Source organism: Mesorhizobium sp. B2-4-17 (genome assembly GCF_006441275.1).
Lineage (GTDB): Bacteria > Pseudomonadota > Alphaproteobacteria > Rhizobiales > Rhizobiaceae > Mesorhizobium.
On sequence record NZ_VFUX01000020.1, the window covers coordinates 74,160 to 99,709 of the forward strand.

The 25,550-nt window shown below is 62.6% G+C and carries 27 protein-coding genes; 10 read left to right on the forward strand and 17 right to left on the reverse strand.

The annotated features are described in order from the left end of the window. Window positions 1-4 precede the first annotated feature (4 nt). A complete protein-coding gene (locus tag FJ548_RS17230) occupies window positions 5-331 on the reverse strand; it encodes a DUF883 family protein (RefSeq protein WP_140778494.1) in 327 nt (108 codons plus the stop codon). Between the two features lie 334 nt (window positions 332-665). Between FJ548_RS17230 and FJ548_RS17235 the strand changes: the two genes are divergently transcribed. Then, window positions 666-1,100, forward strand: coding sequence for a response regulator (locus tag FJ548_RS17235; protein WP_226890421.1), 435 nt, complete (start codon window positions 666-668; stop codon window positions 1,098-1,100). Here FJ548_RS17235 and FJ548_RS17240 read toward each other — a convergent pair. After that, the gene (locus FJ548_RS17240) at window positions 1,078-1,629 is read right to left on the reverse strand and encodes a sigma-70 family RNA polymerase sigma factor (protein ID WP_013892668.1); all 552 of its coding nucleotides are present in this window, start codon (window positions 1,627-1,629) and stop codon (window positions 1,078-1,080) included. The genes FJ548_RS17235 and FJ548_RS17240 overlap by 23 nt on opposite strands. 4 nt (window positions 1,630-1,633) lie before the next feature. Next, window positions 1,634-1,837: a NepR family anti-sigma factor gene (locus tag FJ548_RS17245; protein ID WP_140608848.1), complete on the reverse strand. Its 204-nt coding sequence runs from the start codon at window positions 1,835-1,837 to the stop codon at window positions 1,634-1,636. 220 nt (window positions 1,838-2,057) lie between these two features. On the opposite strand from FJ548_RS17245, the gene FJ548_RS17250 reads away from it, so the two are divergent. The 6 genes from FJ548_RS17250 to FJ548_RS17270 all read left to right on the forward strand — a co-directional run bounded on the left by FJ548_RS17250 (window position 2,058) and on the right by FJ548_RS17270 (window position 5,580). Next, window positions 2,058-2,852 (forward strand): response regulator, encoded by a 795-nt coding sequence (locus FJ548_RS17250; protein ID WP_140608850.1) that lies wholly within the window; start codon window positions 2,058-2,060, stop codon window positions 2,850-2,852. 191 nt (window positions 2,853-3,043) lie between these two features. Then, window positions 3,044-3,208 (forward strand): DUF1328 domain-containing protein, encoded by a 165-nt coding sequence (locus FJ548_RS17255; RefSeq protein WP_010911886.1) that lies wholly within the window; start codon window positions 3,044-3,046, stop codon window positions 3,206-3,208. A gap of 185 nt (window positions 3,209-3,393) precedes the next feature. After that, on the forward strand, window positions 3,394-4,428 hold the full coding sequence (locus FJ548_RS17260; protein ID WP_140608852.1) for a PAS domain-containing sensor histidine kinase: 1,035 nt from the start codon (window positions 3,394-3,396) through the stop codon (window positions 4,426-4,428). 133 nt (window positions 4,429-4,561) lie between these two features. Beyond that, window positions 4,562-4,744 carry a hypothetical protein gene (locus FJ548_RS29870; RefSeq protein ID WP_246678692.1) on the forward strand — a complete coding sequence of 61 codons (183 nt, stop codon included), beginning with the start codon at window positions 4,562-4,564 and terminating at the stop codon, window positions 4,742-4,744. A gap of 180 nt (window positions 4,745-4,924) precedes the next feature. Next, complete coding sequence (locus FJ548_RS17265) at window positions 4,925-5,251, forward strand: hypothetical protein (RefSeq protein WP_140608854.1); 327 nt, start codon at window positions 4,925-4,927, stop codon at window positions 5,249-5,251. An 83-nt stretch (window positions 5,252-5,334) separates the two neighbouring features. Next, on the forward strand, window positions 5,335-5,580 hold the full coding sequence (locus FJ548_RS17270; RefSeq protein WP_140608856.1) for a YMGG-like glycine zipper-containing protein: 246 nt from the start codon (window positions 5,335-5,337) through the stop codon (window positions 5,578-5,580). A 92-nt stretch (window positions 5,581-5,672) separates the two neighbouring features. Here FJ548_RS17270 and FJ548_RS17275 read toward each other — a convergent pair whose 3' ends face one another. The 4 genes from FJ548_RS17275 to xylF all read right to left on the reverse strand — a co-directional run bounded on the left by FJ548_RS17275 (window position 5,673) and on the right by xylF (window position 10,895). Next, window positions 5,673-7,295: a CHASE domain-containing protein gene (locus FJ548_RS17275; RefSeq protein WP_140778495.1), complete on the reverse strand. Its 1,623-nt coding sequence runs from the start codon at window positions 7,293-7,295 to the stop codon at window positions 5,673-5,675. 150 nt (window positions 7,296-7,445) lie between these two features. Further along, a complete protein-coding gene (locus FJ548_RS17280) occupies window positions 7,446-8,246 on the reverse strand; it encodes an ATP-binding cassette domain-containing protein (protein WP_140778496.1) in 801 nt (266 codons plus the stop codon). Between the two features lie 11 nt (window positions 8,247-8,257). After that, on the reverse strand, window positions 8,258-9,613 hold the full coding sequence (locus FJ548_RS17285) for a sugar ABC transporter permease (RefSeq protein ID WP_140698496.1): 1,356 nt from the start codon (window positions 9,611-9,613) through the stop codon (window positions 8,258-8,260). A 241-nt stretch (window positions 9,614-9,854) separates the two neighbouring features. Then, on the reverse strand, window positions 9,855-10,895 hold the full coding sequence (gene xylF / locus FJ548_RS17290) for a D-xylose ABC transporter substrate-binding protein (protein WP_140743024.1): 1,041 nt from the start codon (window positions 10,893-10,895) through the stop codon (window positions 9,855-9,857). Between the two features lie 269 nt (window positions 10,896-11,164). On the opposite strand from xylF, the gene FJ548_RS17295 reads away from it, so the two are divergent. Next, entirely contained in the window at window positions 11,165-12,409 is a 1,245-nt protein-coding gene (locus FJ548_RS17295) for an ROK family protein (protein ID WP_140698489.1), read from the forward strand. A gap of 12 nt (window positions 12,410-12,421) precedes the next feature. Here the strand turns inward: FJ548_RS17295 and phoB are convergent, their stop codons facing one another. From phoB to FJ548_RS17330, 7 genes are all read right to left on the reverse strand, one after another. Further along, on the reverse strand, window positions 12,422-13,111 hold the full coding sequence (phoB, locus tag FJ548_RS17300; RefSeq protein WP_032917568.1) for a phosphate regulon transcriptional regulator PhoB: 690 nt from the start codon (window positions 13,109-13,111) through the stop codon (window positions 12,422-12,424). Window positions 13,112-13,226: 115 nt separating this feature from the next. Then, complete coding sequence (gene phoU, locus FJ548_RS17305) at window positions 13,227-13,934, reverse strand: phosphate signaling complex protein PhoU (RefSeq protein WP_140608868.1); 708 nt, start codon at window positions 13,932-13,934, stop codon at window positions 13,227-13,229. 25 nt (window positions 13,935-13,959) lie between these two features. Next, window positions 13,960-14,763: a phosphate ABC transporter ATP-binding protein PstB gene (pstB, locus tag FJ548_RS17310; RefSeq protein ID WP_140698486.1), complete on the reverse strand. Its 804-nt coding sequence runs from the start codon at window positions 14,761-14,763 to the stop codon at window positions 13,960-13,962. Then, window positions 14,760-15,611, reverse strand: coding sequence for a phosphate ABC transporter permease PstA (gene pstA / locus FJ548_RS17315; RefSeq protein WP_140778497.1), 852 nt, complete (start codon window positions 15,609-15,611; stop codon window positions 14,760-14,762). Before pstA ends, pstB begins: the two co-directional genes overlap by 4 nt. A gap of 3 nt (window positions 15,612-15,614) precedes the next feature. Then, window positions 15,615-16,604 carry a phosphate ABC transporter permease subunit PstC gene (gene pstC, locus FJ548_RS17320; protein WP_140608874.1) on the reverse strand — a complete coding sequence of 330 codons (990 nt, stop codon included), beginning with the start codon at window positions 16,602-16,604 and terminating at the stop codon, window positions 15,615-15,617. A 64-nt stretch (window positions 16,605-16,668) separates the two neighbouring features. Then, complete coding sequence (pstS, locus tag FJ548_RS17325; protein ID WP_140608876.1) at window positions 16,669-17,727, reverse strand: phosphate ABC transporter substrate-binding protein PstS; 1,059 nt, start codon at window positions 17,725-17,727, stop codon at window positions 16,669-16,671. Window positions 17,728-18,257: 530 nt separating this feature from the next. Then, on the reverse strand, window positions 18,258-22,403 hold the full coding sequence (locus FJ548_RS17330; RefSeq protein ID WP_140778498.1) for a PAS domain-containing protein: 4,146 nt from the start codon (window positions 22,401-22,403) through the stop codon (window positions 18,258-18,260). A gap of 181 nt (window positions 22,404-22,584) precedes the next feature. On the opposite strand from FJ548_RS17330, the gene FJ548_RS17335 reads away from it, so the two are divergent. Next, window positions 22,585-22,938: a hypothetical protein gene (locus FJ548_RS17335; protein WP_246671467.1), complete on the forward strand. Its 354-nt coding sequence runs from the start codon at window positions 22,585-22,587 to the stop codon at window positions 22,936-22,938. A gap of 151 nt (window positions 22,939-23,089) precedes the next feature. Here the strand turns inward: FJ548_RS17335 and FJ548_RS17340 are convergent, their stop codons facing one another. Further along, the gene (locus FJ548_RS17340) at window positions 23,090-23,326 is read right to left on the reverse strand and encodes a hypothetical protein (RefSeq protein ID WP_140608882.1); all 237 of its coding nucleotides are present in this window, start codon (window positions 23,324-23,326) and stop codon (window positions 23,090-23,092) included. A 363-nt stretch (window positions 23,327-23,689) separates the two neighbouring features. Here FJ548_RS17340 and FJ548_RS17345 point away from each other — a divergent pair, with 363 nt between their 5' ends. Then, window positions 23,690-23,905 carry a hypothetical protein gene (locus FJ548_RS17345; RefSeq protein WP_140608884.1) on the forward strand — a complete coding sequence of 72 codons (216 nt, stop codon included), beginning with the start codon at window positions 23,690-23,692 and terminating at the stop codon, window positions 23,903-23,905. A 123-nt stretch (window positions 23,906-24,028) separates the two neighbouring features. Here FJ548_RS17345 and FJ548_RS17350 read toward each other — a convergent pair whose 3' ends face one another. Together FJ548_RS17350 and FJ548_RS17355 are read right to left on the reverse strand one after the other, a co-directional pair. Next, a complete protein-coding gene (locus FJ548_RS17350; RefSeq protein WP_140608886.1) occupies window positions 24,029-24,400 on the reverse strand; it encodes a cell envelope integrity protein TolA in 372 nt (123 codons plus the stop codon). Window positions 24,401-24,674: 274 nt separating this feature from the next. Further along, window positions 24,675-25,532, reverse strand: a complete 858-nt coding sequence (locus FJ548_RS17355; RefSeq protein WP_140765967.1) for a glutathione S-transferase family protein — start codon at window positions 25,530-25,532, stop codon at window positions 24,675-24,677. Between the last annotated feature and the right edge of the window lie 18 nt (window positions 25,533-25,550).

Genomic DNA, 25,550 nt, shown 5'->3' on the forward strand with positions numbered 1-25,550 from the left:
GGAACTAGCGGCGCGCGAGCAGCGCGAAGAGGAAGCCGACGCCGGCGGCGATCGCCAGGGACGTCACGGGCTTTTCCCGAACGCTTGCAACGATCTGGGCCTCGATGTCCCTTGCGTTGCCGCGCAGGCTGTCGAAGGCCGCTTCACCCTGAGCGCGCAACTGCTCGACGCCTTCCGTCGCCGCGCGGCGCGCTGTGCCGTAGCCATCTTCGCCGGTCTTGGCCAACTGCTTGGTGAGCTTGTTGATATCGGCCTTCAACTGCCTGATGTCGGCTTCGAGATCCGAATTCGCCCGCGCCTCGTTGGCGGTTTTCCCTGCGGCGGTTGCCATTGCTTAACTCCTTGTGATTGCTCGATTTCAAACGCGCCGTGCGTCTCAAGGTTCCGACGTTGGGAAAACTAGCCGAAAACCTCCCGGCGCGCATCCATCTGCCAGGGATTAGCCGCATCAGATCAGTGGGCGGCGGCCCCGCCCAGCCCTTCCCAGCCGGCGAGCTGCTTGAGCGCTTTCGTTGTCGACCCCCTCTTCGAAAGCCTGCCAGCCGGCAGGTCCGGTTTCAATCGCTTGCCAGGGATCGGATCCCGCCGCTCGCGGCATGTCTTTTTTAAATGACAACGCGCCAAATTGCGATCATGACTCAGGACGTCTCATGGAGCGATTGCCTGTGCCTCACTTGCTTGACGGATTACGAATTCTTGTCCTGGAGGACGAATTCCTCATTGCCATGGAGGTGGAGCAGCTTTGCCGCGACCATGGTGCCAACGAAGTGGTGGTTGCCCGCGACCTGACCGAGGTCGATGGCCGAAAGATCGCACTGCAATTCGACGTGGCCATCGTCGATCTGATGCTGGGTGGCGCCTCGACGCTCGAATTCGCCGCCGGCTTGCGGGAAACAGGCGTCCCGTTCGTCTTTGCCTCCGGCTATTCGGATGCGCACGAGATCCAGGTATCCTTTCCTGAAGTGAGGCTGGTCTCCAAACCCTATTCAGGCCAAGATCTCGTCGAAGCGGTGGCACTGGCTTACGGACGTGGCTCCCCTGGTGTCGAGACCGATACGGCCGCGTCCGGATCGCGCTTCAATGTGCAGCCGTCCCGGTGACCTGAGTTGAGATCGCATCGGGGCCATATTCGTCTTCGCCGGAGATTTTGAGAATTTCCTGCAGCCGTGTGCGGGCTCTGCTGACGCGGCTCTTGATCGTTCCGACCGCGCAGCCGCAGATTTCGGCGGCCTCTTCATAGGAGAAGCCCGACGCACCGATGAGGATGATGGCCTCACGCTGGTCCTCCGGAAGCTGCTCGAGAGCGCCCCGAAAATCCTTGAGGTCGAGTTGACCGTGTTGGGCCGGATGCACCGCGAGCCTGGCCGTCATGATGCCGTCGCTGTCCTGCACTTCGCGGCCGCGCTTGCGCATTTGCGAATAGAATTCATTGCGCAGAATCGTGAAAAGCCAGGCTTTGAGATTGGTGCCGGGCTGGAAGCTCTCATGCTTGTCCCAGGCTTTGACCAGCGTTTCCTGAACGAGGTCGTCGGCCTTGTCGGCATTCTGCGTCAGCGACACGGCAAACGCCCGCAAGCTTGGTATTGCCCCAAGCAGATCGGTCTTGAAGCCTTGGGAGACCGCTGCCATGCCCTCAGTCCTTTTTCTGCGCGGGTTCGGTCTGCTCCAGTTGGCTGAGCAACCGGGCAAAGCGATCCGGCACATCGTCGGACACCAACTCGTCATAATACTGTTTGAGTTTTCGCCCGATTTCGGAATTCGGCCCCAATGGATCGCCGACCCCGTTCCGGCGCCTGCCCGCGGCGCCAGCCAAAATATCTTTCGTCATATTCTTCATTTTGCCCTTATATTCCCAGCACCGAAGCCGCCCTTATTCAACTCAACACAAGGCGAGCGGCCCCCCGTGTGGTTGCCCATCCCGCTTTCAAACGCCGTCGCCGCCCATTCGTTCCATATCGCGCGGAACTTTTTCGGAATGGCCGCGTTGTACCCGTGGGACTTGCATGCAGCTTGACCTGCGATTCAGTCAAACGCGTCATCTGAGGGAGACGTCCATCATGAGCTTATCCGCTACCATCGCTCCGCATCTGCCATTCCTGCGCCGCTTCTCGCGTGCCGTCTCAGGATCGCAAGAGAGCGGCGACGCGCTGGTCGCCGCCATGCTCGAGGCCATCATTGCCGACATCGACATCTTCCCGGAGGCATCGAGCGACCGCATCGCCTTGTACAAGGTTTTCGCCAAGCTCTTCACCTCGGTCGCCATCCGCGTGCCGCAGGAGCAGGCACAATCGGCGTGGGAGCAGCGCGCGGCCGCCAATCTCAATGCGATCGCGCCGCTTCCCCGCCAGGCTTTCCTGCTGGTTGCGGTGGAAGGCTTCAGCGAGGACGAGGCCGCCGAGATACTCGACGTCGGCGAACAGGAGTTCTCCGAATTGCTTGCCCAGGCAAGCGATGAGATTTCCCGCCAGGTGGCAACCGACGTGCTGATCATCGAGGACGAGCCGCTGATCGCCATGGACATAGAAGAGATGGTCGAGAGCCTCGGCCATCGTGTCGTCGGCACGGCGCGCACCCACGCCGAAGCGGTGACGATGTTCGGCAAGACGCGGCCGAAGATGGTGCTGGCCGACATCCAGCTCGCCGACGGCAGTTCAGGCATCGAGGCGGTCAACGAAATCCTGTCGTCGACCTCCGTGCCGGTTATCTTCATAACCGCCTTTCCGGAGCGCCTCCTGACCGGCGAGCGCCCCGAACCGGCCTTCCTGGTGACCAAGCCTTTCAATCCCGACATGGTCAAGGCGCTGATCAGCCAGGCGCTGTTCTTCGACCGTCAGGCTAAGGCCGCCGCGTAGGATCAGGGCTTCGCGGATCTGATCGGACAGTATGACTGCGAGGGCCGCCCGATGTGATGCATCGGGCGGCCCTTTGCGGTCCTTATCGGCGAATTGATCCGAACCATTGCACGCATCGTCTTTTTCGGTAAAGGGTGGAACAATCCGCAACCACCCACGTTTTGTCAGCATCATTCGGAAGGAGAAGAGCCATGCTTTACTGGGCGCTCGTATTTCTCGTCGTAGCAATCATCGCCGGCGCGCTTGGTTTTGGCGGCATCGCCGGTACATCTGCTGGGATCGCGCAGATATTGTTCTTCATCTTTCTCGCCTTCCTGGTCATTTCGCTTCTTGCCGGCCTGTTCAGGCGGGCGTGAACGCTCCATCCAGGCGAACACTGGAAGCCGCACCCCTCAAACGGTTTCCAGCCACCGCCGGGCGGTATCCTTTCAAAGGGACACCGTCCGGCGGACCGATTTTGGAGGCCGGCTTTCGACAAATTTCATGGGGAACCCATTTGACGGTGAGCCGTTCAGCCTGAGTTGGGTGGACAGATGGACAGATGCGCTCCAGGACTCCAGATAAAACGGAAAGCGCACGAAGCGACGAGGTCATCGCCCTGCATCCGGCAGAAAGCGGCATGCAGCTTGGCCGGGCTTTACTCCACGCCCTCTACAATGCTGGAATCTCGGTCCTTTATCAGGATCGCGAGATGAAGACCGTCTGGGCCCGCAACATGCGTGCGCCCTGGGTTTCGGACAATACCGATAGCAACGGCATCCTGCCGTTGGCGCAGACCGACCGCATCAGCGCCGCCAAGCGCGATGTGGTCGTGACTGGCAATCCTCAGCACCTTGAAATCAGTATGCCGGTCGAGAACGGCGTGCGCTGGTTTCAGGTTTGGGTTGATGCCGACCGGGGCGACGACGGCGACGTGCAAGGTGTCGTCACCACCATGGTCGAGACGACCGAGCAGAAACGGCGCGAACAGACGCTGACAACGCTTCTGCGCGAAGTCAGCCACCGCTCGAAGAACCTCCTGGCGATCATCCAGAGCATCGCGACCCAGACCGGTCGCTATTCCGATGGCATCAGCGACTTCCTGACGCGTTTTCGCGGCCGGCTGCAGTCGCTGGCTTCTTCCCAGGATCTGGTGACATCCTCCAACTGGCGCGGCGCGGCGCTCCATGAGTTGGTGGCCAGCCAGGTCGGCCGCTACGAGACGAACACACCGCATAGCCTTCGCTTCCGAGGCGCCAATCCCTACCTCAATCCAAACGCCGCGCTGCATATCGGCCTGGCGATGCATGAACTCGCGGTCAATTCGGTCAGCTACGGTGCCCTGTCCCGGCCGGATGGTTTCGTCGAGGTGACCGCCGATCTCAACACTGCCGCCACCGGTGAAGTTACCCTGTCACTCATATGGGCCGAAACCATTGGCACCAACGGCGGCCGAGGCAAGCAAAAGCGTTTCGGCAGCGTCGCGCTGGAACGAGTGGTGCCGGCATCCCTGAGTGGAACCGCGAGCCTCGACATCGCCGATGGCCATCTTGAATACCGCCTTATCGTTCCGCACAGCAACTTCGATACTCAATGAGCGGGCCACGACAAGCAGCGATTCTTAACCGGCTATTCACCATGAGAATGAATACTGTTTTTCTCAGATACCAGCGGAACCTGCAGCCTTTTTGGACATTTCCGCAGGAGTATTTACAGCTCGGTACGGGAGGATGCCCTTGACGGTTGCCGACATGAACAGGCTGGAACAGGCCGCCCGAATTTCCATGGGCGAGTTTCTGGACCCTGAGACATCCGCGCAATCGCTTCCCGCTGCCCGTAACCGGTTACCGGACATTGTTGGATTGGCGCTGGTCGCGGCAATCCTCCTGACAGTGCTGTTCCAGTTCACCTGATCGCGACCGGCGTCCTGGCTGGGGGCCGGCTCGGATATGGTCTTGGCCGCCGTTCCAACGGGTGACGTGGGCCATTGCGGAAATCTGTTGCCGGCGGGCCGGCATTATTCGCCTATCCCCGGGTGGAAAAGGAACTTTCTGGCGATGCGGTCCGTTGTTGTGGCGAGAGGATATTTCTCCATGGAACACATCGCCGCGTTGCTGCTGGTCATCGGTTGCACCAACTCGATGGCCGAGTGCCGTGAACTGCAGGTGCCGGTCAGCGTCTTCGCAACCGCCGACCAATGCACCGCCGAGCGTCCCTTCGCCATGGGCGACGTTCAGGGGCAGGCGCAGCACATCGTTGCCAAATGCCTGGCTGTCGATCCCGCGCTCGAGGATGACTACGACCAGATCGTCTGGAATGTGCGCCCTGATGGCAGCCTCGACGCTTCGCTGGCGATTTCCAGCCCCGTCATGGCATCTAACGCGGCGCGCCCAGAAAAAGACGACCTTAGCCAACAATAAATTCGAGCAGCAAAGACCGTTGTTTCATGCTAAATGGCGGTTGGAGTTTACTAAAGTGAGGACACAAAGTGAGGAGTGACTCTATGCGGAAAATGATTATTGCCATGGTTGCGGTGGTCGCGGTCAGCGGCTGTACCAGCACCGAAAAGGATGTGGCTGGCGGTACCTTGATTGGCGCCGGTATCGGCGGCCTGGTCGGCGGCGGCAAGGGCGCACTGGTCGGTGCGGCTGTTGGTGCCGGTTCCGGCCTTTTGGTGCGCAACCTGCGCAATGGCTACTGCCAATACCGTGATCGCCACGGCCGCATCTACACGGCGCGCTGCAACTAGTCAGCGACAACGGAATCCAGATCCGGAGGCCGGTATCGTGCCTCCGGATTTTCTTGACCGGTGATCTGTTGCTTGGCCTGGTGACGGCAGATTTAGCCGACCAGCGGAATTCTGATTTCCACCTTCAGACCATCGGCCTGAAAATCGCGTTTGATCGTGCCGCGCAGTTCGCGCGTGACATTGAGGTCGATCAGCTTGGTGCCGAATCCGGTTTCGGCCGGCGCCTCGACTTTCTTGTTTCCGGCCTCCCGCCAGTTGAGGGCCAGCGTCCGCTCGCGCCCGCGCCCTTCCAGCAGCCAGTCCACCTTGAGCGCGCCAACGGAATTGCCGGCTTCGCCGTATTTGAGCGCATTGGTCGCCAGCTCATGGAAGGTCAGGCCAAGCGCCTGCGTCGTGGTCTCGTCGAGCAGCACCTCCGGGCCTGAGAGGAGCTCGTCGGGCAATTCCTTGCCGAAAACCTGACCGAGCTCGATGCGCAGGAGGTCGGCGAGATCGGCCTTCTGCCAGCGCGAGCGCGTCAGCATGTCCTGCGACGCGGCCATGGCCTGCAGCCTGGCCGAGAAGGATGCGGAAAACTCGTTGACATCGGTCGCCCGCGAAGCCGTCTGCCGCGCGATCGCCAGCACCCTGGTGATCGAATTCTTGATGCGATGCTTCATCTCCTGCAGCATCAGGTCCTTTTCGAGCAGGCTCTTTTCGGTCGTTTCGTGCAGGCGCGATACCGCCTCGTAGGCCCGCTCCTGATAGCGGGCCACCAGCGCGATGGCGCCCGCCAGCAGCAGGCCGAACAGCCCCAGCATCATCGGGATGGCGCGCGACGACGGTTGTGAGAAGGCGCTGGTCGGCCTGAACAGCACGGTCCACGGACGGCCGGCCACCGTGATCTTTCGGGTGACCAGCAGCCGGTCACCAAGGGCCGAAACCGGTGGCGTCTCCGATCGGAACAGCAGATTGTCGCCGTTCACCGCGCCGTCATAGATCTCGGTGTTGACCGGCAGCAGCGGCGCGCGGCTGAGCGCGATCTGGAACAGGTCGCGGGCCCGGAAGGCGGCGTAAAGAAAGCCCGCGGTCGAGGACCGCGATGCGTTGATGACCTCCGGCGCGGTTTCGACGTTGAGCCGCACGAAGACCAGGAAGCCGGTGAAGGTCTGCGCCACGCCCGTGCCCTGGCCCAGTTGCACCAGCCCGCTCGCGTGCTGCTGGTCATCGGCCATTGCCTTCTCGATCGCCGCGCGCCGCACCGGCTCGCTGAACATATCGTAGCCGATGCTGGACTGGCTGGAGGGATCCAGCGGCTCGAAAAGCGTGATGGGCGCGCGCCAGGGCTGCGTCGAGGCCGGATAGACCGGATGGCTAGCGCCAAAATCGTGCAGGATATCGCGTTCGACCGCCGCTTCGTCGCCCGTCTTGACAAGCTGAAGGAAGCCGATGCCACCCAGGCCAGCGAAATTGTTGTCGATATCCAGCGCGTCGAAGAACGCCTTGAACTCGTTCTGGGAGATGTCGCCGTTGCGGGCATCGAACAGGGCCTGCGTCGACCGCAGCAGCGACAGATGCAGGTCGATCCGGCTCTCGATCCGGTTGAGTGCGTCGTCGGCCGCCGCTTCGAACTTGATGCGGGCGGCTTCCTGCGTCGCGAAATAGGCGAACCCAGCCATGGTCATGCTGATCAGCGCAACGGCGATGAACGCAACGATTGGAAAAAGTCTCTTCAACGGATGATGCGGTCCATGGGCAATACCGGACCTTTATGGGCAAGTCGCCGGGCCAACACAATGGCCAGGCCAAGCCATCGCGATCACTGGCATATCACATGAGCGGCAACGCGGGCCTGGTCCGCCAAGGCCGGGCGCGACCGATAGGCCTCAGGCGGCGATCTTCAGCGCACCCGGTCCGGGAATGGCGCCAGGAGGACATTTGCCCAGGATGATCATGCCGAGCACCTCGTCCTGGGTTACATCCGTGGTACGCGCGGTGCCGACGACCTGGCCGTTCTTCATCACGCAGACCCGGTCGGCCAGTTCGAACACATCGTGGATGTCGTGGCTGATCAGGAAGATGCCGATGCCATCGGACTTGAGCTGCCTGACCAGTTCGCCGACCTGTGCCGTTTCCTGGGGCCCAAGCGCCGCAGTCGGCTCGTCCATGATCAGGATGCGGGCGTTGAACAGGATCGCGCGTGCGATCGCCACCGACTGCCGCTGCCCGCCCGACAGCTTGATGACCGGCTCCTTGAAGCGCTGGAAGCGGGGATTGAGGCGCCCCATCACCTTGCGCGCCTCGGCCTCCATCGCAACATCGTCGAGCGTGCCCCAGGCGGTCATCAACTCGCGGCCGAGAAACAAATTGGCGGCGGAGTCGACATTGTCGGCCAGCGCCAGCGTCTGGTAGATCGTCTCGATGCCGCATTTCTTGGCATCGCGCGGATTGGTGATCGTGGCTTCCTCGCCATTGACGAATATCTGCCCGGCGTCGCGCTTGTAGGCGCCGGAGAGGATCTTGATCAGCGTCGACTTGCCGGCGCCGTTGTGGCCGAGCAGCGCCACGACCTCGCCGGGGAAAAGATCGATCGAGGCGTCGTCGACGGCCCGGATGCCGCCAAAGGCGATCGAGATGTTGCGCATGTCGACCAGCGGCGGGCCGGCGGGAGCGTTTTTGTCAGCCATGATCGTATCCTCTAAACCCGCTTGCGATAGACGGTGTCGAGCCAGACGGCGATGACCAGCACGGCGCCGACGACGATGCTCTGCAGCGGCGAGTCGACACCGAGCAGCACCATGCCGGATTGCAGCGACTGCATCAGCAGCGCGCCGAGCATGGCGCCGATGATCGTTCCCGAACCGCCGGCAAGCGACGTGCCGCCGATGACGGCCGCGGCGATGACGAGCAGCTCGTCCAATGTTCCAAGCACATTGGTGGACGAGTTCTGCCGGGCTGACGAGATCGCGGCGGCGATCGTGGCCAGCACGCCCATGATCATGAACACCTTCATGGTGATCCAGCGCGTGTTGATACCGGCGAGATTGGCGGCCTCCGGATTGCCGCCGATGGCAAAGACATAGCGGCCGAAACGGGTGCGGTTGGTGATGAAGGTCATGATCAGCCCGACCGCAACCGCCATCAGCACCGGAATGGCGATGCCGTGAGCGATGAACAGGCCGCCCTCGGGCACGGTGATGTTGTTGGCGGCGGCGTATCTGTTCACGATGCCGATCGGCCACGGATAGGAGTTGGCCAGCCATACCGCGCCCATGATGGCAGCGCAGGTGACGGCGCCAAGCAGCGTCTCGGCCCAGATCGGGCGCAGCGGGAAACGGAAGCGCTTGCGTTGCACCCGCCCGTTGAAAAGCGCAAACACCACGGCGAGGCAGGCGACGATGCCGACGATCCAGCTCCAGGTGGCGCCGATCGATCCGGCCGGCCCGCCTCCCATCAGCTGGAAGGTGGCGTCGAGCGGCGCCACGGTCTGGCCGCTGGTGACCCACCAGGCAGCGCCGCGCCAGACCAGCAGGCCGCCCAGCGTGACGATGAAGGCGGGCACTTCGAGATAGGCGATGATGAAGCCCTGGAAGGCGCCGATCAGCAGGCCCAGGACCAGGCCGATGACCAGCGCGAGCACCCAGATCCACGGATTGCCGAGTTCAAGCCCGACGAACCGAACCAGGAAATGCACCTGGGCGAAACCCATGACCATGCCGATCAGGCCCTCGGCCGAGCCGACGGACAGGTCGATGTTGCGCATGACGATGACCAGCACCATGCCGCAGGCCATGATGGCGACCGCGGAGCTTTGTACGGAGAGGTTCCATAGATTGCGCGGCGTGAGGAAGGTGCGGCTGTCGAAATCGAGCGGATTGACGCCCAGACGCAGGCTCGAAATCACGTGCAGCCCCACCCAGATCAGCAACAGGGCGCCGATCATGCCGAGCATGCGGGTGTCGATCTCGGTTGCCTTCAGGAAGCGGGCGACCGCGCCGAGTTCCGAGGCGCGTGCGGTATCGACCTGCGGCGGGTTGGACGTCGTGTCGGTCATGATTTCCTCCCACTGGCCGCCGTCTGGCGCGGACGCCGGAGCCCAGCCTAGAAGCTATCCGCCTGATGCGGAAACACAAATCTTTTTGAGAAAACGCCGCCTTAAAGCAATTCCAGGAAAAGTGCGTAGCGGTTTTCCGTCCGGAATTGTGGGAAACAATGGGCTGGAACGGTTCAGCGATTCAAGAAACACTGAACCGTTCCAGGGCCGCGGCGTCTATATCTGAGAGAAACAGGCCAGCTTAGTTGCAGGCCGCGACGGTGCCGGCGGCGACGCCCGCGCAGACTTCGTCCTTCTTGATCCAGCCGGCATCGATGACGACGTTGAGATTGTCCTTGGTGATGGCGACCGGGGTCAGGAACAGCGACTTGACGGTGTTGCCGCCAGGCGTCGTGAAGTCCTTCACGCCGGCGATGTCGGTCATCTTCTTGCCGTCGGCCAGTTGCGAGGCGATCTCGGCGGCATTCCTGCCGAGCTCGCGCGCGTCTTTCCACACCGACACGGTCTGGGTGCCGAGCGCGATGCGGTTCAGCGCGGCGTGATCGCCGTCCTGGCCCGACACCGGCACTGTGCCGGCAAGGCCTTGCGCGGTCAGCGCCGCGACGACACCGCCGGCGGTGCCATCATTGGCGGCGACCACGGCATCGACCTTGTTGTCGTTGGCGGTCAGGAACTGCTCCATGTTCTTCTGGGCGTTGGCGGGCAGCCAGCCGTCCGTATAGGCCTCGCCGACATTCTTGATCTTGCCGCTGTCGATGGCCGGCTTGAGCACTTCCATCGAGCCCGAGAACAGGAAGTCGGCATTCGGATCGGCGCCCGAGCCCTTGATGAAGACGTAGTTGCCTTCCGGCTTGACCTTGAACACCGCGCGGGCCTGCATGCGCCCGACTTCCTTGTTGTCGAAGGTCAGGTAGAAGACGTCCTTGTTCTCGATCAGGCGGTCATAGCCGACGACCGGAATGCCTTCATCCAGCGCCTTCTGGACGGCCGGGCCGATGGCCGAGGCATCCTGCGCCAGGATGATCAGCGAATTGGCGCCCTGCGAGATCAGGCTCTCGACATCGGTGAGCTGCTTGCCGGGATTGGACTGTGCGTCGGCGGAGATGTACTTGTCGCCGGCGGCCTCGATCGCCTTCTTCATGGCGGCCTCGTCGGTCTTCCAGCGCTCTTCCTGGAAGTTGGACCAAGAAACGCCGATGACCTTACCCTTCGCCTGCGCGACCGACGCGAGCGTCAGTGACATGGCGACACCCGCCAGGATGGCGACTGCGAATCTCTTCATGATATCCTCCCTGCGCCGCGTATGGCGCGACCAAACTGACCCGAAGGCCGGCACAAAGGCTCTATTTTTTCGAGCCTCAAAAAAAATAGTGATGCATAGCCGGAAGGCTGTCAACAATGATTCTGATGGATTTTCAGGGCCGAGAACCTTTTTTCGGGCCCCGCAATAAATAAATGACATCGCCGGCCGCTTCTGCCAGTATTTGATCTGTTGCCGCAGTGTTCGAGGGGCACGACGAGCCGCGGCGACCGGGAGGATATTGGAAAGGCATGTCGGTCGGAATCCGCCACGACGATCTGCGCCGGCGCAACCGCGCAATGGTGATTGCGGCCGTGCGCCGGGCCGGCCAGCCCTCGCGCACCGAAATCGCCGCGACCACCGGCCTCAGCCACTCCACCATATCGGCGATTTCCTCTGATCTGATCGGCGAAGGTATCCTGGCCGAAGGCAAGCCGAGCGAGGCCGGCGCGCTCAAACGCGGCAGGCCGCAGGTCGGGCTTGGCCTCAATCCGGAAGCCGCAACGGTGATGACCGTGGTGCTGTCGCTGAATTTCCTGTCCGTCGCCGTCATCGACTATGCCGGCCAGGTCATATCAGAGGAACAGCGCCGGCTGGATACGCTGACCATGTCGCGCGATGCACTGATCGGCGAATGCGTCGCCATCGTGCGGCGGCGCCTGGAGGATCCCGACCTCGACGTGCGCAGCGTCGCCCGTATCGCGCTGGCGATCCAGGGCATCACCGACACCGATGCCCGGGCAATGCTGTGGTCGCCCATCACGCCGCAGACCGACATCGCCTTCGCCGACATACTCGAAGCCGAGTTCGGCATCCCCGCCACCGTGGAGAATGACTGCAACATGATGGCGGTGGCGCTGCGCTGGCGCGATCCGGAGCGCTACCGCGACGACTTCATCGCCATTCTCCTTTCGCACGGTATCGGCATGGGCCTGGTGCTGAAGGGCGAGCTCTTCACCGGCACCCATTCCTCGGGCGGCGAATTCGGCCATATGATCCATCGGCCAGGCGGCGCGCTCTGTCGCTGCGGGCGGCGCGGCTGCGTCGAAGCCTATGCCGGCAATTACGCCATCTGGCGCAACGCCAGGCAGCTCAGCGAGGACACCGAGCCGGTCGCCGATGTCAGCGACGCGCAGATGCGGGCGCTGGCGGCGACGGCGCGGCAAACGGACGGGCCCGAGCGCGAGGCCTACCGCAGGGCCGGCGAGGCGCTGGGCTACGGCCTCGGCAGCCTGTTCGCGCTGATCGATCCCGCCCCCGTCGCCATGGTCGGCGTCAGCGCCGCCGCCTTCGACCTGATCGAGCCGGCATTGCGCGAGGCCATCGCCCAGACCGCCGGCGGCCAGCACTCGAAATCGATTTCCTTCGACACCGAGCCCAACGAGTTGCCGCTGATCCGCGAGGGCTGCGCCATGCGGGCGCTGACCTTCGTCGACCAGGAGATTTTCGCGCCGGGCATGCAGGCGAAAGCCGGCTCCGGGAAGAACGTGGCCTGAATAAAGTCGCGCTCAATCCTCGCGGATTGCATACCCCGCACCACGAATGGTGCGGATGACGTCGGGCATGCGGCCGTTATTGACCGCCTTGCGCAACCGGCCGACATGCACGTCCACCGTGCGCTCGTCGATATAGATCGTCTCCCCCCAGACATTGTCGAGCAGCTGGCTGCGCGAGAACACCCGGCCGGGATGACGCATCATGAATTCGAGCAGGCGGAATTCGGTCGGCCCGAGCCGGATCTCGCTCTTCTTGCGGTAGACGCGATGTGATTCGCGGTCGAGCACGATGTCGCCCACCTTGAGCACGCTGGACAGCACTTCCGGCTTGGCGCGGCGCAGCAGCGCCTTGACCCTGGCCATGAATTCCGGTGTCGAGAACGGCTTGACCAGATAATCGTCGGCGCCGGTCGAAAGGCCGCGCACGCGGTCGCTTTCCTCGCCGCGCGCCGTCAGCATGATGATCGGCAGCCGCTCGGTCTCGGGCCGCATCCTTAGCCGGCGACAGAGTTCGATCCCGGACACCGCCGGCACCATCCAGTCGAGCACCAGGAGGTCGGGGACGTTCTCCTGCAGGCGAATCTCCGCCTCGTCGCCGCGCGGGACCACCTCGACCTGGTAGCCTTCCGATTCCAGATTGTAGCGGAGGAGCACGCCGAGTGGCTCCTCATCCTCCACCACCATGATGCGTGGCGCGATCATCGACTGGTCACCTCTAAGGCAATTCCAGGAAAAGTGTGAAGCGGTTTTCCGTCCGGAATTGCATGGAAACAAGAGAGAGAGCGGTTTTCCGTAAAACGGTGAACCGCTCTGACGATCAAGCCGCCGGCGCCGACATCGCCGTTTCGTCCTGCTTCGGACGATTCGCGGGCAGCTGCGTACCGGTCAGCACATAGTAGGCATTCTCGGCGATGTTGGTCACATGGTCGCCGATGCGCTCGAGATTCTTGGCGCAGAACAACAGATGCGTGCAAGCCGTGATGTTGCGCGGATCCTCCATCATGTAGGTGAGAAGTTCGCGGAACACGGAGGTGTATTTGACGTCGATACGTTCGTCATCGGCGCGCAGCTTGGCAAGGGCCTCGGCATCGTGCGCCGCATACTCCTCGATCACGCCCTGCACCTGGATCAGCACCAGCTGCGCCATGGCGTCGATGGAATGCGACAGGTCGCGCGGCGTGGTGGACAGGCCGACCGTACCGACGCGCTTGGCGATGTTCTTGGCAAGGTCGCCAATGCGTTCGAGGTCGCCGGCCATGCGGATCGACCCGACGACATGCCGCAGATCGTCGGCCATCGGCTGGCGCTTGGCGATCAGCGTGATGGCGCGGTCGTCGAGTTCGCGCTGGCGCGCGTCCATGATGACGTCGTCGGAGACAACGCGCTGTGCCAGCGCGTTGTCGGAGTTCAGCAGCGCCTTGGTGGCGCCGCCGACCATCGAGCTGGCGAGATCGCCCATGTCGCTGATCAGCCTGCTGATCTGTCCGAGATCCTCGTCGAAAGAAGCGACTGTGTGTTCGGCCATGATCCTGGTCCTCGTATGCGTGAGATCAGCCGAAGCGGCCGGTGATATAGTCCTGCGTGCGCTTCTCGCGGGGCGATGTGAAGATCTTCTCCGTACGATCGAACTCGACCAGCTCGCCCAGATACATGAAAGCCGTCTGGCGCGACACGCGCGCCGCCTGCTGCATGTTGTGGGTGACGATGACGATCGTGTAGTCGGCTTGCAGCTCGTCGATCAATTCCTCGATCTTGGCGGTCGACAGCGGGTCGAGCGCCGATGCCGGCTCGTCGAGCAGGATGACCTCCGGCTTCACCGCCACGGTGCGGGCGATGCAAAGACGCTGCTGCTGGCCGCCCGAAAGGCTGAGGCCGCTGGCGTTGAGCTTGTCCTTGACCTCGGTCCACAGAGCCGCGCGCTTCAGCGCCTGCTCGACACGGCCGTCCATCTCGGCCTTGCTGATCTTCTCATAGAGCCTGACGCCGAACGCGATGTTTTCATAGATCGACATCGGAAACGGCGTCGGCTTCTGGAACACCATGCCGATCTTGGTGCGTAGCAGGTTGAGGTCCTGCGAGCGGTCGAGAATGTTCCGGCCGTCAAGCAGCACCTGACCCTCGGCGCTCTGCCTCGGGTAGAGCTCGTAGATGCGGTTGAAGACGCGCAGCAGCGTCGACTTCCCACAGCCCGAAGGGCCGATGAAGGCGGTGACACTGCGCTCGGGCAGCGACAGGCTGATGTCCTTCAGCGCCTTCGACTGGCCATAGTAGAAATTGAGGTTCTTGACCTCGATCTTGGCCTTTTCCACGGCAGCCTCGGCCACGTTCAACTCGGTGGACAACATCGGTTTCATCTGTCCTCTCTGCGTCCGGTAAGACTGCGGGCGAAGATGCTCAGCCCGAGAACCGTTAGGGTGATTATAAGTGCGCCGGTCCACGCCAGTTGCTGCCATTCCTCGTAAGGGCTGAGAGCGAACTGGAAGATGGTGACAGGCAGGCTGGCCATCGGCGCGTTGAGATTGCTTGACCAGAACTGGTTGTTGAGCGCGGTGAAGAGCAGCGGCGCCGTCTCGCCGGAGATGCGGGCGATGGCCAGCAATATGCCGGTGACGATGCCGGAAAGCGCGGCACGATAGGCGACAGAGCGGATGACCACCCAGCGCGGTGCGCCGATCGCGGCGCCGGCCTCGCGCAAGGCGTTCGGCACCAGGTTGAGCATGTCCTCTGTGGTGCGCACCACCACCGGGATGACCAGGATGGCCAGCGCGACGGCGCCGGCGATGGCGGAGAAGTGCCCCATCGGCCGCACCAGCAACTCATAGACGAACAGGCCGATAACGATCGACGGCGCCGACAGCAGGATGTCGTTGATGAAACGCACCACCGTGGTCAGCTTCGAGAAGCGTCCGTATTCGGCCATGTAAGTACCGGCCAGCACACCGATCGGCGTGCCGACGATGACGCCGATGACGGTCATCACGATGCTGCCATAGATGGCGTTGAGCAGGCCGCCGGCATCGCCGGGCGGTGGCGTCATCTCGGTGAAGACCGCCAGCGAAACGCCGCACAGGCCCTTGTAGACCAGGGCGCCGAGGATCAGCGCCAGCCAGGCAAGGCCGATGCCGGCGGCGACGACGCAGAGCGCCATCATCACGCCGTTCCTTCTCTTGCGTCTGTTGTGGAGTGCCAGGGACGTCGACATCGGTCAGGCTCCCGTGCGGGCGTCGATGCGCATCAGCATATAGCGTGCGATGGCAAGGATAATGAAGGTGATGACGAAGAGGATCAGGCCGAGCGCCACCAGTGAAGAGGTGTAGAGTTGGCCGTCGGCTTCGGTGAATTCGTTGGCGATCGTCGCGGAGATCGTCGTCGCCGGCGCGAACAGCGAGGCGCTGATACGATGCGCGTTGCCGATGACGAAGGTCACCGCCATGGTTTCGCCGAGCGCGCGGCCGAGGCCGAGCATAACGCCGCCCATAATGCCGACACGGGTGTAGGGAATGACCACGCGCCGCGTGACTTCCCAGGTTGTGCAGCCGATGCCGTAGGCCGATTCCTTCAGCACCGCCGGCACTGTGTCGAACACGTCCTTGGTGATCGAGGTGATGAACGGCAGCACCATGATGGCCAGGATCAGCGACGACGTCAGTAGGCCGATGCCATAGGGCGGGCCGGCGAACAGGCTGGAGAGCCCGGGCACGTTGTGAAAGATGTCGATGATGAAAGGCTGTATCGTCGTCTGCAGGAACGGTGCGAACACGAACAGGCCCCAGATGCCGTAGATGATCGAAGGGATGCCGGCCAGAAGCTCGACGGCGATGCCGATCGGGCGCCGCAGCGGCCGCGGGCAAAGTTCGGTAAGAAAGACGGCGATGCCGATGCCGATGGGAACGGCGATCAGAATTGCGATGGCTGACGTGACGATGGTGCCGTAGATCGGCGACAGGGCGCCGAAATTCTCGGTGACCGGGTTCCATGCCTCGGTCGTCAGGAAGGAAAAGCCGAACTTAGACAGGGCTTCCCATGAGCCGGCAAACAACGAGATGGCGACGCCGCTGAGGATGAGCAGGACGAGGACGGCAGAAGAGCGTGTAGCCTCCCGAAACACCATGTCCGTGAAGGCGAAGCGCCGCACTGTCGCATCCCTGGACCGCATGACGCTCGATAACGGCGTAGCTTCTGAAACGGTGGTCATCTAGCCCCTCGTATTCGAAAGAAATGGGAGGACGCCAAAGGCGTCCTCCCTTCGACAAAGAGAGTTACTTGGCGGCGTAGAGCGACTTGCCGTCGCTGCCGACGATGTCCTTGCTCCACATTTCCTCGACGCTCTTGACGACCTTGTCCGGCATCGGAACGTAGTCCAGTTCACCCGCCATCTTGTCGCCCTTCGCATAGGACCAGGCAAAGAACTTGAGGGCTTCGCTGGTCGCCGCGGCGTCATCGGGCTTCTTGTACAGCAGGATCCAGGTCGCGGACGTCATCGGCCAGGACTCAGCGCCCGGCTGATTGGCGAGAATGACGCCATAACCCGGCTGTGAGTTCCAGTCGGCATTGGCCGCCGCGGCCGAGAACGCCTTCGCGGTCGGCTCGATCTTCTTGCCGTCCTTGTTGATCATGTCGGTGTAAGTCAGCTTGTTCTGCTTGGCATATGCGTACTCGACATAGCCGATGGCGCCGCCGGTCTGCGACACGTTGTTGGCAACGCCTTCATTGCCCTTGGCGCCGATACCCACCGGCCACTCGAGCGCGCTGTTGACGCCAACCTTCGACTTCCAGTCGGCGTTCACGTCGGCGAGATAGTAGCTGAAGTTGAACGTGGTGCCCGAGCCGTCCGAACGGTGGACAACGGCAATCGCCTGGTCTGGCAGCTTGGCCTTGGGGTTGAGCTTCTTGATCGCCTCGTCGTTCCAGTTGGTGATCTTGCCGAGGAAGATATCGGCCAGCGTCGTGCCGTCGAGAACGAGTTCGCCCGGCTTGATGCCTTTGAGATTGACGACGGGCACGATGCCACCCATCACCATCGGGAACTGGGCGAGACCGGTGGAGTTGAGGTCTTCACCCTTCAGCGGCGCGTCGGAAGCGCCGAAGGTAACGGTCTTGGCCTTGATCTGCTTGACGCCGCCGCCGGAACCGATCGACTGGTAATTGAGGCCGATGCCGGTCTCTTTCTTGTAGGCGTCGGCCCACTTCGCGTAGATCGGGTAGGGGAAAGTGGCGCCAGCGCCGGAGATATCAGCCGCAAACGCTGCGGACATGGTGAAGGTGGACGCCGCAGCCATTGCAATCGCAACGGCCGCCGAGCGGATGAAATGTCTCATGTGGCCTGCTCCTGTTCGGAAGATGGTCTCTCGGCGCCCTTTTGCCGGCGCCCGCTGAGGCCAATAGCCTTCGATTATAACAGTCGCATGACAGTTTCGTGTCAACCGGGTAACGCGTCGCCGGCGCGGGGAAAGGCGGTAGCTTCGGATGGTTGCGGCCCGGTCCGGGTTTGCCCCGGGAATCAGTGGCTTGAGCCATTGCTGGCTCGAAGCCGGCGTTGGATTCGCCGGGCCGGCTCGGATGAAGAAAATCCGGACGGGAGCGCGTTGCTCGAGGCCAGAGCGTGTCGTGGCCGGGCCATCGCCGAAAACAGGTCCGTTGGGGTAGAGTGACGCTGTTTCTTGCCGGCGGTCGCTGCTCCCGCCCGTAACTGAGAAGAGCGGAATTCGATGTTGCCATTGTCCCGGCTAAGCACCGCCTTTGATATGGTGCGATCGCACCATAGTCTTTGCACGCAGGGGTAGCAGCAAATCCCGACTGATTCCCTCCGGCCCGCCTCTTCGGATTGCTGGAACCGGCCGACGCGGTGCTATCCCGCGTTGCGCTGGACCTGTTGGCCTGCGCTGATCCAGCGCTCGACTTTCTCCAGCAGGGCCCTCGGGCTGATCGGCTTGGGCAGATAATCGTCCATGCCCGCCTCCAGGCATCGTTCGCGATCGCCCTTGAGCGCGTGCGCGGTGACGCCCACGATCGGTACATGCGTGCCGGTTTCCTGTTCCAGCCGACGGATCGCGGCGGTTGCCTCCAGCCCGCTCATCTCCGGCATCGAGACGTCCATCAGGATCATGCACGGATTGAGCCTGCCGAAGGCGTCGAGCGCCTTGCGGCCGTTGCCGACAATTTCGAAACCATAGCAGGTCTCGCCGAGAATTTGAGTGAAGACCATCTGGTTCACCTCATTGTCCTCGGCCACGAGGATATCCAGCCGATGTCCGCCACCGCCGGTGACGGGAGGCCTTGGACGAACCGGCGGCGGCTGCAATTGCGCGCGTTGTTCGGACGGCGCCAGCGGCCGCCGCTGGGAAGCGCCGAGGCCCTCGCCTGCCGGCGGCTGGGCGTGGCCGTTCTTCGCATGGCGATGGCGCTGGATGGTCCCGACCAGCGTTTCCAGGAGCGCCGAGGAGCGCGCCGGCTTGATCAACTGGGCGTCTATGCCGAGATCGCGGTAGCTGGTGTTGGCGAGCGATTGGTCGACCGAGGTCAGCATGATGATCGGCGTGTCGGCGAGGCCTTCGGTGTTGCGCACGATGCGGGCCATTTCGGCGCCGCTCATCCCGGGCATCTGGTAGTCGAGCACGACACAATCGACGGGCACGCCATAGGCCGCCGCGGCGATCAGCACCTTCAGCCCTTTGGCGCCGCTTTCGGCCGCGCAGGAATCGAACGTCCATGACGTCATCTGCTCGGTCAGGATGGCCCGGTTGACGGCATTGTCGTCGACGATCAGCACGCGCGCGCCCGTGACGTCCACCGGCATGATGCGCCGCCCATGCTGTTGTTCGGCCCTGGGCAGCGTCACCGTGAACCAGAAAGTCGAGCCCTTGCCCTCGGCGCTCTCGACACCGATTGTGCCGCCCATCAGCTCGACCAGCCGCGAGGTGATGGCAAGGCCGAGCCCGGTGCCTTCGTGCCGCCTTGTCGAGGACGTGTCGACCTGGCTGAATTTTTCAAACACCTGCTTCAGCTTGTCCTCGGGGATACCGATGCCTGTGTCGGTGACGGAGATCGTCAACCGGGTTCCGGTCGGGATCCTCTCGCCGGTCACATCGACCAGCACATGGCCTTCGTCGGTGAATTTCACTGCATTGCCGAGCAGGTTGGTGACGATCTGCCTGATGCGGCCGACATCGCCGATGAACAGGCTTTCGAGCCCCGGCTCGATGCGCACGATGAGCTCGAGATCCTTTTCCTTGGCGCGTGTCGACACCAGCGTCGCCACGTCCTCGATCGCCTCGGCAAGGTTGAAGGGCGCCGGGTCCAGCACCAGCTGGCCGGCATCGATCTTGGAGAAATCCAGGATGTCGTTGATGATCGTCAGAAGCGCGTTGCCCGATTTGACGATGATGTCGGTGAACGTCTTCTGCTTCGCATCGAGATTGGATTTGGCAAGGAGTTCGGCCATGCCCAGCACACCGTTCATCGGCGTGCGGATCTCGTGGCTCATATTGGCGAGGAATTCCGACTTGGCGCGGTCGGCGAGGACGGCGCGCTGGCGCGCCTCGCTGAGTTCCGCCTCGCGCTGCTTGAGCTCGGTGATATCGGTGGTCGAACCGATCAGGTAGAGCGAACCGTCGGAGGCGATCATCGCGCCCTTGCGCGCGAACTGGTGCCTGACGCTGCCGTTGGCTAGCCGCACCGTCTCCTCGATCTCCTGGGTTTCGCCGGTGCGCAGCACGGCCAGATCGCCGGCCACGAAGGCTTCGCCATCCGGCCCGAAGATCTCGACATCGGTCTTGCCGATCGCTTCTTCCTTGCTGAAGCCGGTGAGATCACACCAGCCCTTGTTGACGTAGAACTGCCTGAGATCGGAGCGCTTGGCGTAGATCGACACCGGCACATTGTCGATCAGGCTGCGAAACACCTCGTTCTCGCGCATGCTCTCCTCCAGAGCCTGCTCGCGTGCCTTGACCTCGGTGATGTCGGTGCTGGAACCGACCAGATGCACCGATCCGTCGATGGCCACCAGGCGGCTCTTGCGCGTCATCAACTGCCGCACCGTGCCGTCGCGATGGGTGACGGGCTCCTCGACCTCGCGCACGCTGCCGGTCGCCACGACATCGGTGTCATCATGGCCGTAGCTTTCCGCCGCCTCGGCGCCGAACAGCTGATGGTCGGTCCGGCCAATGACGTCCTCCTTGGCCAGGCCTGTAATCGCGCACCAGGCCTTGTTGACGAATTCGATGCTGAGGTCCTGCGCCTTGATGAAGGCTGCCACCGGCAACTCGTCCATGACGTGCCGGAAGAGATCGATCTGTCGCATCGAATCGCGCAGGGCCGCCTCGCGGCTCTTGATGCCTGTGATGTCGACGCGCACGCCGATGAACGTGCCGTCATCAGCGCGCATGTCGTAGACCTGATGCCAGCTGCCGTCGGGATTGACGCGCTCGAACGACGCGCTGGGCAGGCGGCACCGCGCGAGGACCCCATCGACCCAACGCTGCGGATCGCTGTCGTAGAGTTTGTCGAGCTCCGGATCGCCGCTCTGCCGGAAATAGCCGGCGGAATTGCCGGATGCCAACGCTTCCCGGAAGGTGCGGCCGGGTTGCCATACCGTCTCCAGTTCCGGAACCGCATCCTTCATCTTGCGGTTGGCGAAGACGAAATTGTCATCGCGATCGTAGATGATCACGCCGGCCGGTAGCGATTCGAGCACGCTGGCCAAATGCTTGCGCGCATCCTGCGCCTCGATCTCACGCCGCTTCATCTCCGAGATGTCGAAGAGAAAACCGGCGACATAATCGCGGCCGCTTGCCATGCGGACGCGGTTTTTCCGGACGATGCGCGAGCGGGCAACACCTTCGTCCTCGAAATTTTCCTCGACTTCGTAGATTTGTCCGGTCGACAGGACTTCCCGTTCGCTGTGTTCAAAGAGCGCAGCCTCGGCCGGGCTCAGGAAATCGTTGCCAGGCTTGCCAAGCATGGCTTGCGGTGTCTGGCCGAACAGCGCCGCGAACGCCTCGTTGACGAAGACGAACCTCAGATGATCGTCCTTGACGAAAATCGGATTCTCTACCGCATTGATCACCGCCTCCGCCAGCCTCGCCTTTTCCAGCGCGTCGGCGAGCTCGGTTTCACGACTCTTCATGTCGGTGGCGTCGACATAGGAAATGAGCCGCTTGCCGCCGGCCAGCGGTGCCAGCGATGCGACCAGCGTGCGCCCGTCATTGTGGGGCAATCGTCTGGAACCGGCGACGCCGGCCCTGATTTCGGCTTCGCGCTCGGCGGTGTGGCGTTGCCAGGCAATTTCATCGGCGCCGTAGGGATCGATGCCGCGGCTGGCCTCCATCAGATCGCGGAAGGCCGAGCCGATGCCGGCGCGAGTGGGATCGATCTTCCAGAAATCATAGAAGGCGCGATTGATCACCTCGGCACGCATGTCGGCATCGAGGACGACCACGCCGATCGGCATTGAATCGACCATCGCGCGAAGGTTGGCGAGGCTTTCCGAAGAAAATCGTTCGCCCTGCTTGTGCTCACTGTCTCCGAAGGCGCTGGCCAGCGCGGTGACATTGCGGCCTATGCCGCGATAGCCGGCAAATTTTCCTTCACCGTCGAACCGTGGAAAGCCCGAGGTCAGCACCCAGCGGCAGTCGTCGCGGCCTCCCTTCAGTTCGTAGATGAAATCGCGGAATGGCCGGTGCGCCTGCAGATCTTCCAGATGCGCTGTCGCGCTGCGCTTGCCCTTCAGGACCTGGTTGAGGAAATCGAAGCGGAACCGGCCAAGCACATTGGCTGGATCGATACCGGTGGCAGCCTGGTAGTTTGGCGAAAGCCAGGAAAAGCGCAGCTCGTCGTCGGTTTCCCAGACCCAGTCCGAGCCCAGCTCGACAAGTTGGCGGAGCGCGTCGGCGCAATCCAGATCGGGCGTGCACGATGACCTGTCGCCGCCATCCGCTGTTGCCTTGCCTGCCCCGCCCTTGCCGCGCCCGCCGATCGCTTCGTCCGCTTCCGCCATGCTGTCCCCACCCCGAAAAACAAGGTCGAACCCTCCCTCCGCGGTTCGTCGGCGGAATGTGCCCGACAAGCATTAACGATCCGCTAACCTTAACGGAGCAACCGAGCGGTTCCTGCTGCGTTATTCCGTCCGGTTGTCTGGTGGACCAAGGCCGCGTTATAAGCCCGCAGGGGTGTTGCTAATGTATGGACGGATAGGGCCTTTTTTGCTGGGCGTGACGCTGCTTTTCGGCAGTGGCTGCTCGCGAAGCTATGACGGCACGGTCATCATCCCGCGACCCCTCGACGCCAGGCGTTTCTGGGATCGGCCGCCGCCCAATGTCGACTACCAACCGCAGGTCAACAATGGCGCCATTCCGGTGCCGCCGCAGCAGCCTGGGCAGTTTTCCGAACGCAAGGTCGTGAAGCCGGCCATGCAGAGACGGCGCCAGACGAGGCTTTCGCCGCCGTCTCCGCCATCCTCCGAGCCGGAAAGGCAACTGGCCTGCAGGAATGTGAGCGCGCCAGGCGAAAGGGTTCGCATGGTCTGCGACTAGGGCAATCCTCGCAAAGCTGCAAAGCGGCTTCCCGCTCGGAATTGCTCGAGACCAAAATTACTTTGAAACCAGGAGATGGAGCCGTTCTTCGTTTCCGCGAAACAATGAACTGCCCCCGCAATTCGCCAGAGCCTTGTGGCAAACAGCGCACCTATAGCGATGCCGCGCCCTTCTTCGGCTCCTTTGCCCCTAGTTTGTCGAGCGCAAGCCGAACCTGGCGCAAATCGTCCTGCCAGCCATCATCTTCGCCCATCGGGCTTTCCGACGCGGCTCGCTGCAGGCCGCGTGCCTCGGATTCGATCTTGCGCAGTTCAGCGATCTTCTCATCCTTGGTCAGTGAGCCGTCCTCGACGATCTCCAGAACCCTCATTTCCCTGAACGTGGCCATGGCGTCTCTCCCGGCTGGTGTCGATCACAACGCCGCAAGCACGCGGCTGTTCCAGGCAGATCACGGTTCTATCGGGCAAGCGGCAGGCTCCTCGCTACCCGGGAAGTGGCCGGGCCGTACCACGCGCACCCGGCCGCTTGCCGGCCTCGATCGACTGCCGCTGGGCGATACCCGGAGTATAGGGCGCTGCACCTTTCGTCCAGTTACTGGCAGGGTCCGCGCAAGCGTTGAAGAAGCCGGCAGTGGCAGTTCGCGCCGTGCATTTGCGCTGTTTACCGGGCGAACGATCAATCCGTCGTTACCGGGGCCTGCTCCTGAAACCTTGCCCGGGTTGCGGCGTTGAAGGGGCAAAGGAGAACGCGGATGTCGATCCACTTCACGGTATCGGAACTGACGAGGAACCTTTTTCATTCCCTGGGGCTGGATCACGAGCGCGCGCCAAGGCCGCTCACTCCCGAGCAAAACCTGTTGCTGGAGTGCTATCTGGCCGGGCAAATTCCGGAATCGGCGTGGAGCGACTATGTCTTCGAGACACCGGACCTGGCACGGCATGCCAAGGTACGGCGCCTGAGCCTTTGACCGGGGGCTCGCCCGAAAAGCCACCCCGGCAGAGCTGGAAGCCGTTGTCGGACCGTTGATATATATGTGAGCTTTCCCGGCCCCATCTGCGTCAGGACAACCCGGAAAACTCTGCAAGAACGGCTATTTCTTCGGCGAGACGAATTGCAGCGTGAAGACGTTGCCGCCTATGCCTTGAGCCAGCGTCGGCGAAAAGCTCAGCGGCGTGCAATTCTTGACCGCCGCAACCGCCGCGTCGATGAACGACTTCCGCGCCTTGTCGTCGCCGGCCACCTTGGCGGCGGTCGGACGCGGCGCACCGATCAGCGTGCCGTCGCGCTTGAAACTGAAGCTCAGGGTTACGGTCGAATCCCCGGCATCGGGCGGCGGCGTCCAGCACGCCTGAATCGCTGCCCCGACATCATCCATAGTGTTGAGCGTTGCGGCATGCGACGGGAGGAGTGTGCCAACCAGCATTCCGCCGGCGATGATCAGCGTCGCAGCCATGCTTTTCATTGCAAGCCCTCATCTCGCTCCCAGGCCGACATTCTTTGCCCGACCCGTTGAAAGGGATGTTAGAGCCAACGCCGGCAATGACAATATCCCGGCGCAAAAAGTTGATGCTCTGGCGTTGCCTGATCGCTGTCCCGTGATGTTCCAGCATGGGGCCGAAAAGCAAAAGGCCGGCAATGAGCCGACCTTTCCTTTCACCGATATTGCGCCAGTACATCCGTGGTCGCGCGGTGAATTCCTGACAGTAGACAGGGTCTTGGTTAACGAACCCTTAACCTCAGGCCGTCGCCTGCGACCTCACATGGGCGATATAGCCACGCACGTCGCCGGCCGGCTCGGCATAGGCCTTGCCGAGCTTCTTCTCGATCGTCGCCATGTACTCTTTCGCCCATTTGGGCAGCGGATAGTCGATGACAGCCAGGAATTCGAGCGTCGCCGCCAGCCGGATGTCGGCGATCGACGGATGCTTGCCGCCGATGAACGGCTTGCCGTTCCTGAAGAAGCTGTGGAAGATCTCCAGCGGCTCGGCGATCGCGGCCATGGCGGCCTTCTGCGCTTCGGACTTCTTGTCCGGGTGGGCGTCGCTGTGGCCGACCTCGCCGGCATATTGCGGGAAGCCGAGCAACGGATAGGTGGCGCGCGCCACATACGGGTAGAGCGTACCGACCAGATAGAACATGGCGCTGTCGACCATGGCCCGCTTGGCCGGCGCCTTGGGGTAGAATTTCTCCAGCCCGTGCTTGTTTGCGAGATACTGCATGATGGCGCAGCTTTCCCACAACACACCTCTGGGAAGGCCCTTGTCTTCGATCATCGGCGTCAAATGCGACGGGTTTCGCGCGGTGAATTCGGGCGAGCGCGTATGGCCCCAGGCATCGGTTTCGGCGGCATCCAGCCCGGCCGCGCGCGCGAACACCCGTACAGTCATGTTGTTGACGCTGGGCTTCAGCATGCTGAGCTTCACGGCAGGTTTCTTCGCCGATTTCGCCTTGCCCTTCGCAACGGGCCTGGCAGTGGCCTTGGCCGCCGGCCTTGCCACTGTTTTTGCCGCCGGCTTTACGGCTGATTTCACCGCCGGCTTGGCCACTGATTTCGCCGCGGATTTCTTCGGACTCTTCGTCGCTGTCTTCGCCATTTGCTCCTCCCTCTGATC

Excerpts from the sequence above, each read along its gene's own strand:
- FJ548_RS29870 (WP_246678692.1), top strand. The coding sequence starts at position 4,562 with ATGCCCTTGACGGTTGCCGACATGAACAGGCTGGAACAGGCCGCCCGA.
- phoU (WP_140608868.1), bottom strand. The coding sequence starts at position 13,934 with ATGGCCGAACACACAGTCGCTTCTTTCGACGAGGATCTCGGACAGATC.
- FJ548_RS17340 (WP_140608882.1), bottom strand. The coding sequence starts at position 23,326 with ATGGCCACGTTCAGGGAAATGAGGGTTCTGGAGATCGTCGAGGACGGC.
- pstC (WP_140608874.1), bottom strand. The coding sequence starts at position 16,604 with ATGACCACCGTTTCAGAAGCTACGCCGTTATCGAGCGTCATGCGGTCC.
- FJ548_RS17250 (WP_140608850.1), top strand. The coding sequence starts at position 2,058 with ATGAGCTTATCCGCTACCATCGCTCCGCATCTGCCATTCCTGCGCCGC.
- FJ548_RS17270 (WP_140608856.1), top strand. The coding sequence starts at position 5,335 with ATGCGGAAAATGATTATTGCCATGGTTGCGGTGGTCGCGGTCAGCGGC.
- pstA (WP_140778497.1), bottom strand. The coding sequence starts at position 15,611 with ATGTCGACGTCCCTGGCACTCCACAACAGACGCAAGAGAAGGAACGGC.
- FJ548_RS17280 (WP_140778496.1), bottom strand. The coding sequence starts at position 8,246 with ATGGCTGACAAAAACGCTCCCGCCGGCCCGCCGCTGGTCGACATGCGC.
- pstS (WP_140608876.1), bottom strand. The coding sequence starts at position 17,727 with ATGAGACATTTCATCCGCTCGGCGGCCGTTGCGATTGCAATGGCTGCG.
- FJ548_RS17240 (WP_013892668.1), bottom strand. The coding sequence starts at position 1,629 with ATGGCAGCGGTCTCCCAAGGCTTCAAGACCGATCTGCTTGGGGCAATA.
- FJ548_RS17285 (WP_140698496.1), bottom strand. The coding sequence starts at position 9,613 with ATGACCGACACGACGTCCAACCCGCCGCAGGTCGATACCGCACGCGCC.
- pstB (WP_140698486.1), bottom strand. The coding sequence starts at position 14,763 with ATGAAACCGATGTTGTCCACCGAGTTGAACGTGGCCGAGGCTGCCGTG.
- FJ548_RS17335 (WP_246671467.1), top strand. The coding sequence starts at position 22,585 with ATGTATGGACGGATAGGGCCTTTTTTGCTGGGCGTGACGCTGCTTTTC.
- FJ548_RS17330 (WP_140778498.1), bottom strand. The coding sequence starts at position 22,403 with ATGGCGGAAGCGGACGAAGCGATCGGCGGGCGCGGCAAGGGCGGGGCA.
- FJ548_RS17295 (WP_140698489.1), top strand. The coding sequence starts at position 11,165 with ATGTCGGTCGGAATCCGCCACGACGATCTGCGCCGGCGCAACCGCGCA.
- FJ548_RS17350 (WP_140608886.1), bottom strand. The coding sequence starts at position 24,400 with ATGAAAAGCATGGCTGCGACGCTGATCATCGCCGGCGGAATGCTGGTT.
- FJ548_RS17245 (WP_140608848.1), bottom strand. The coding sequence starts at position 1,837 with ATGAAGAATATGACGAAAGATATTTTGGCTGGCGCCGCGGGCAGGCGC.
- FJ548_RS17345 (WP_140608884.1), top strand. The coding sequence starts at position 23,690 with ATGTCGATCCACTTCACGGTATCGGAACTGACGAGGAACCTTTTTCAT.
- FJ548_RS17355 (WP_140765967.1), bottom strand. The coding sequence starts at position 25,532 with ATGGCGAAGACAGCGACGAAGAGTCCGAAGAAATCCGCGGCGAAATCA.
- FJ548_RS17265 (WP_140608854.1), top strand. The coding sequence starts at position 4,925 with ATGGAACACATCGCCGCGTTGCTGCTGGTCATCGGTTGCACCAACTCG.
- FJ548_RS17230 (WP_140778494.1), bottom strand. The coding sequence starts at position 331 with ATGGCAACCGCCGCAGGGAAAACCGCCAACGAGGCGCGGGCGAATTCG.
- xylF (WP_140743024.1), bottom strand. The coding sequence starts at position 10,895 with ATGAAGAGATTCGCAGTCGCCATCCTGGCGGGTGTCGCCATGTCACTG.
- FJ548_RS17255 (WP_010911886.1), top strand. The coding sequence starts at position 3,044 with ATGCTTTACTGGGCGCTCGTATTTCTCGTCGTAGCAATCATCGCCGGC.
- phoB (WP_032917568.1), bottom strand. The coding sequence starts at position 13,111 with ATGATCGCGCCACGCATCATGGTGGTGGAGGATGAGGAGCCACTCGGC.
- FJ548_RS17260 (WP_140608852.1), top strand. The coding sequence starts at position 3,394 with ATGCGCTCCAGGACTCCAGATAAAACGGAAAGCGCACGAAGCGACGAG.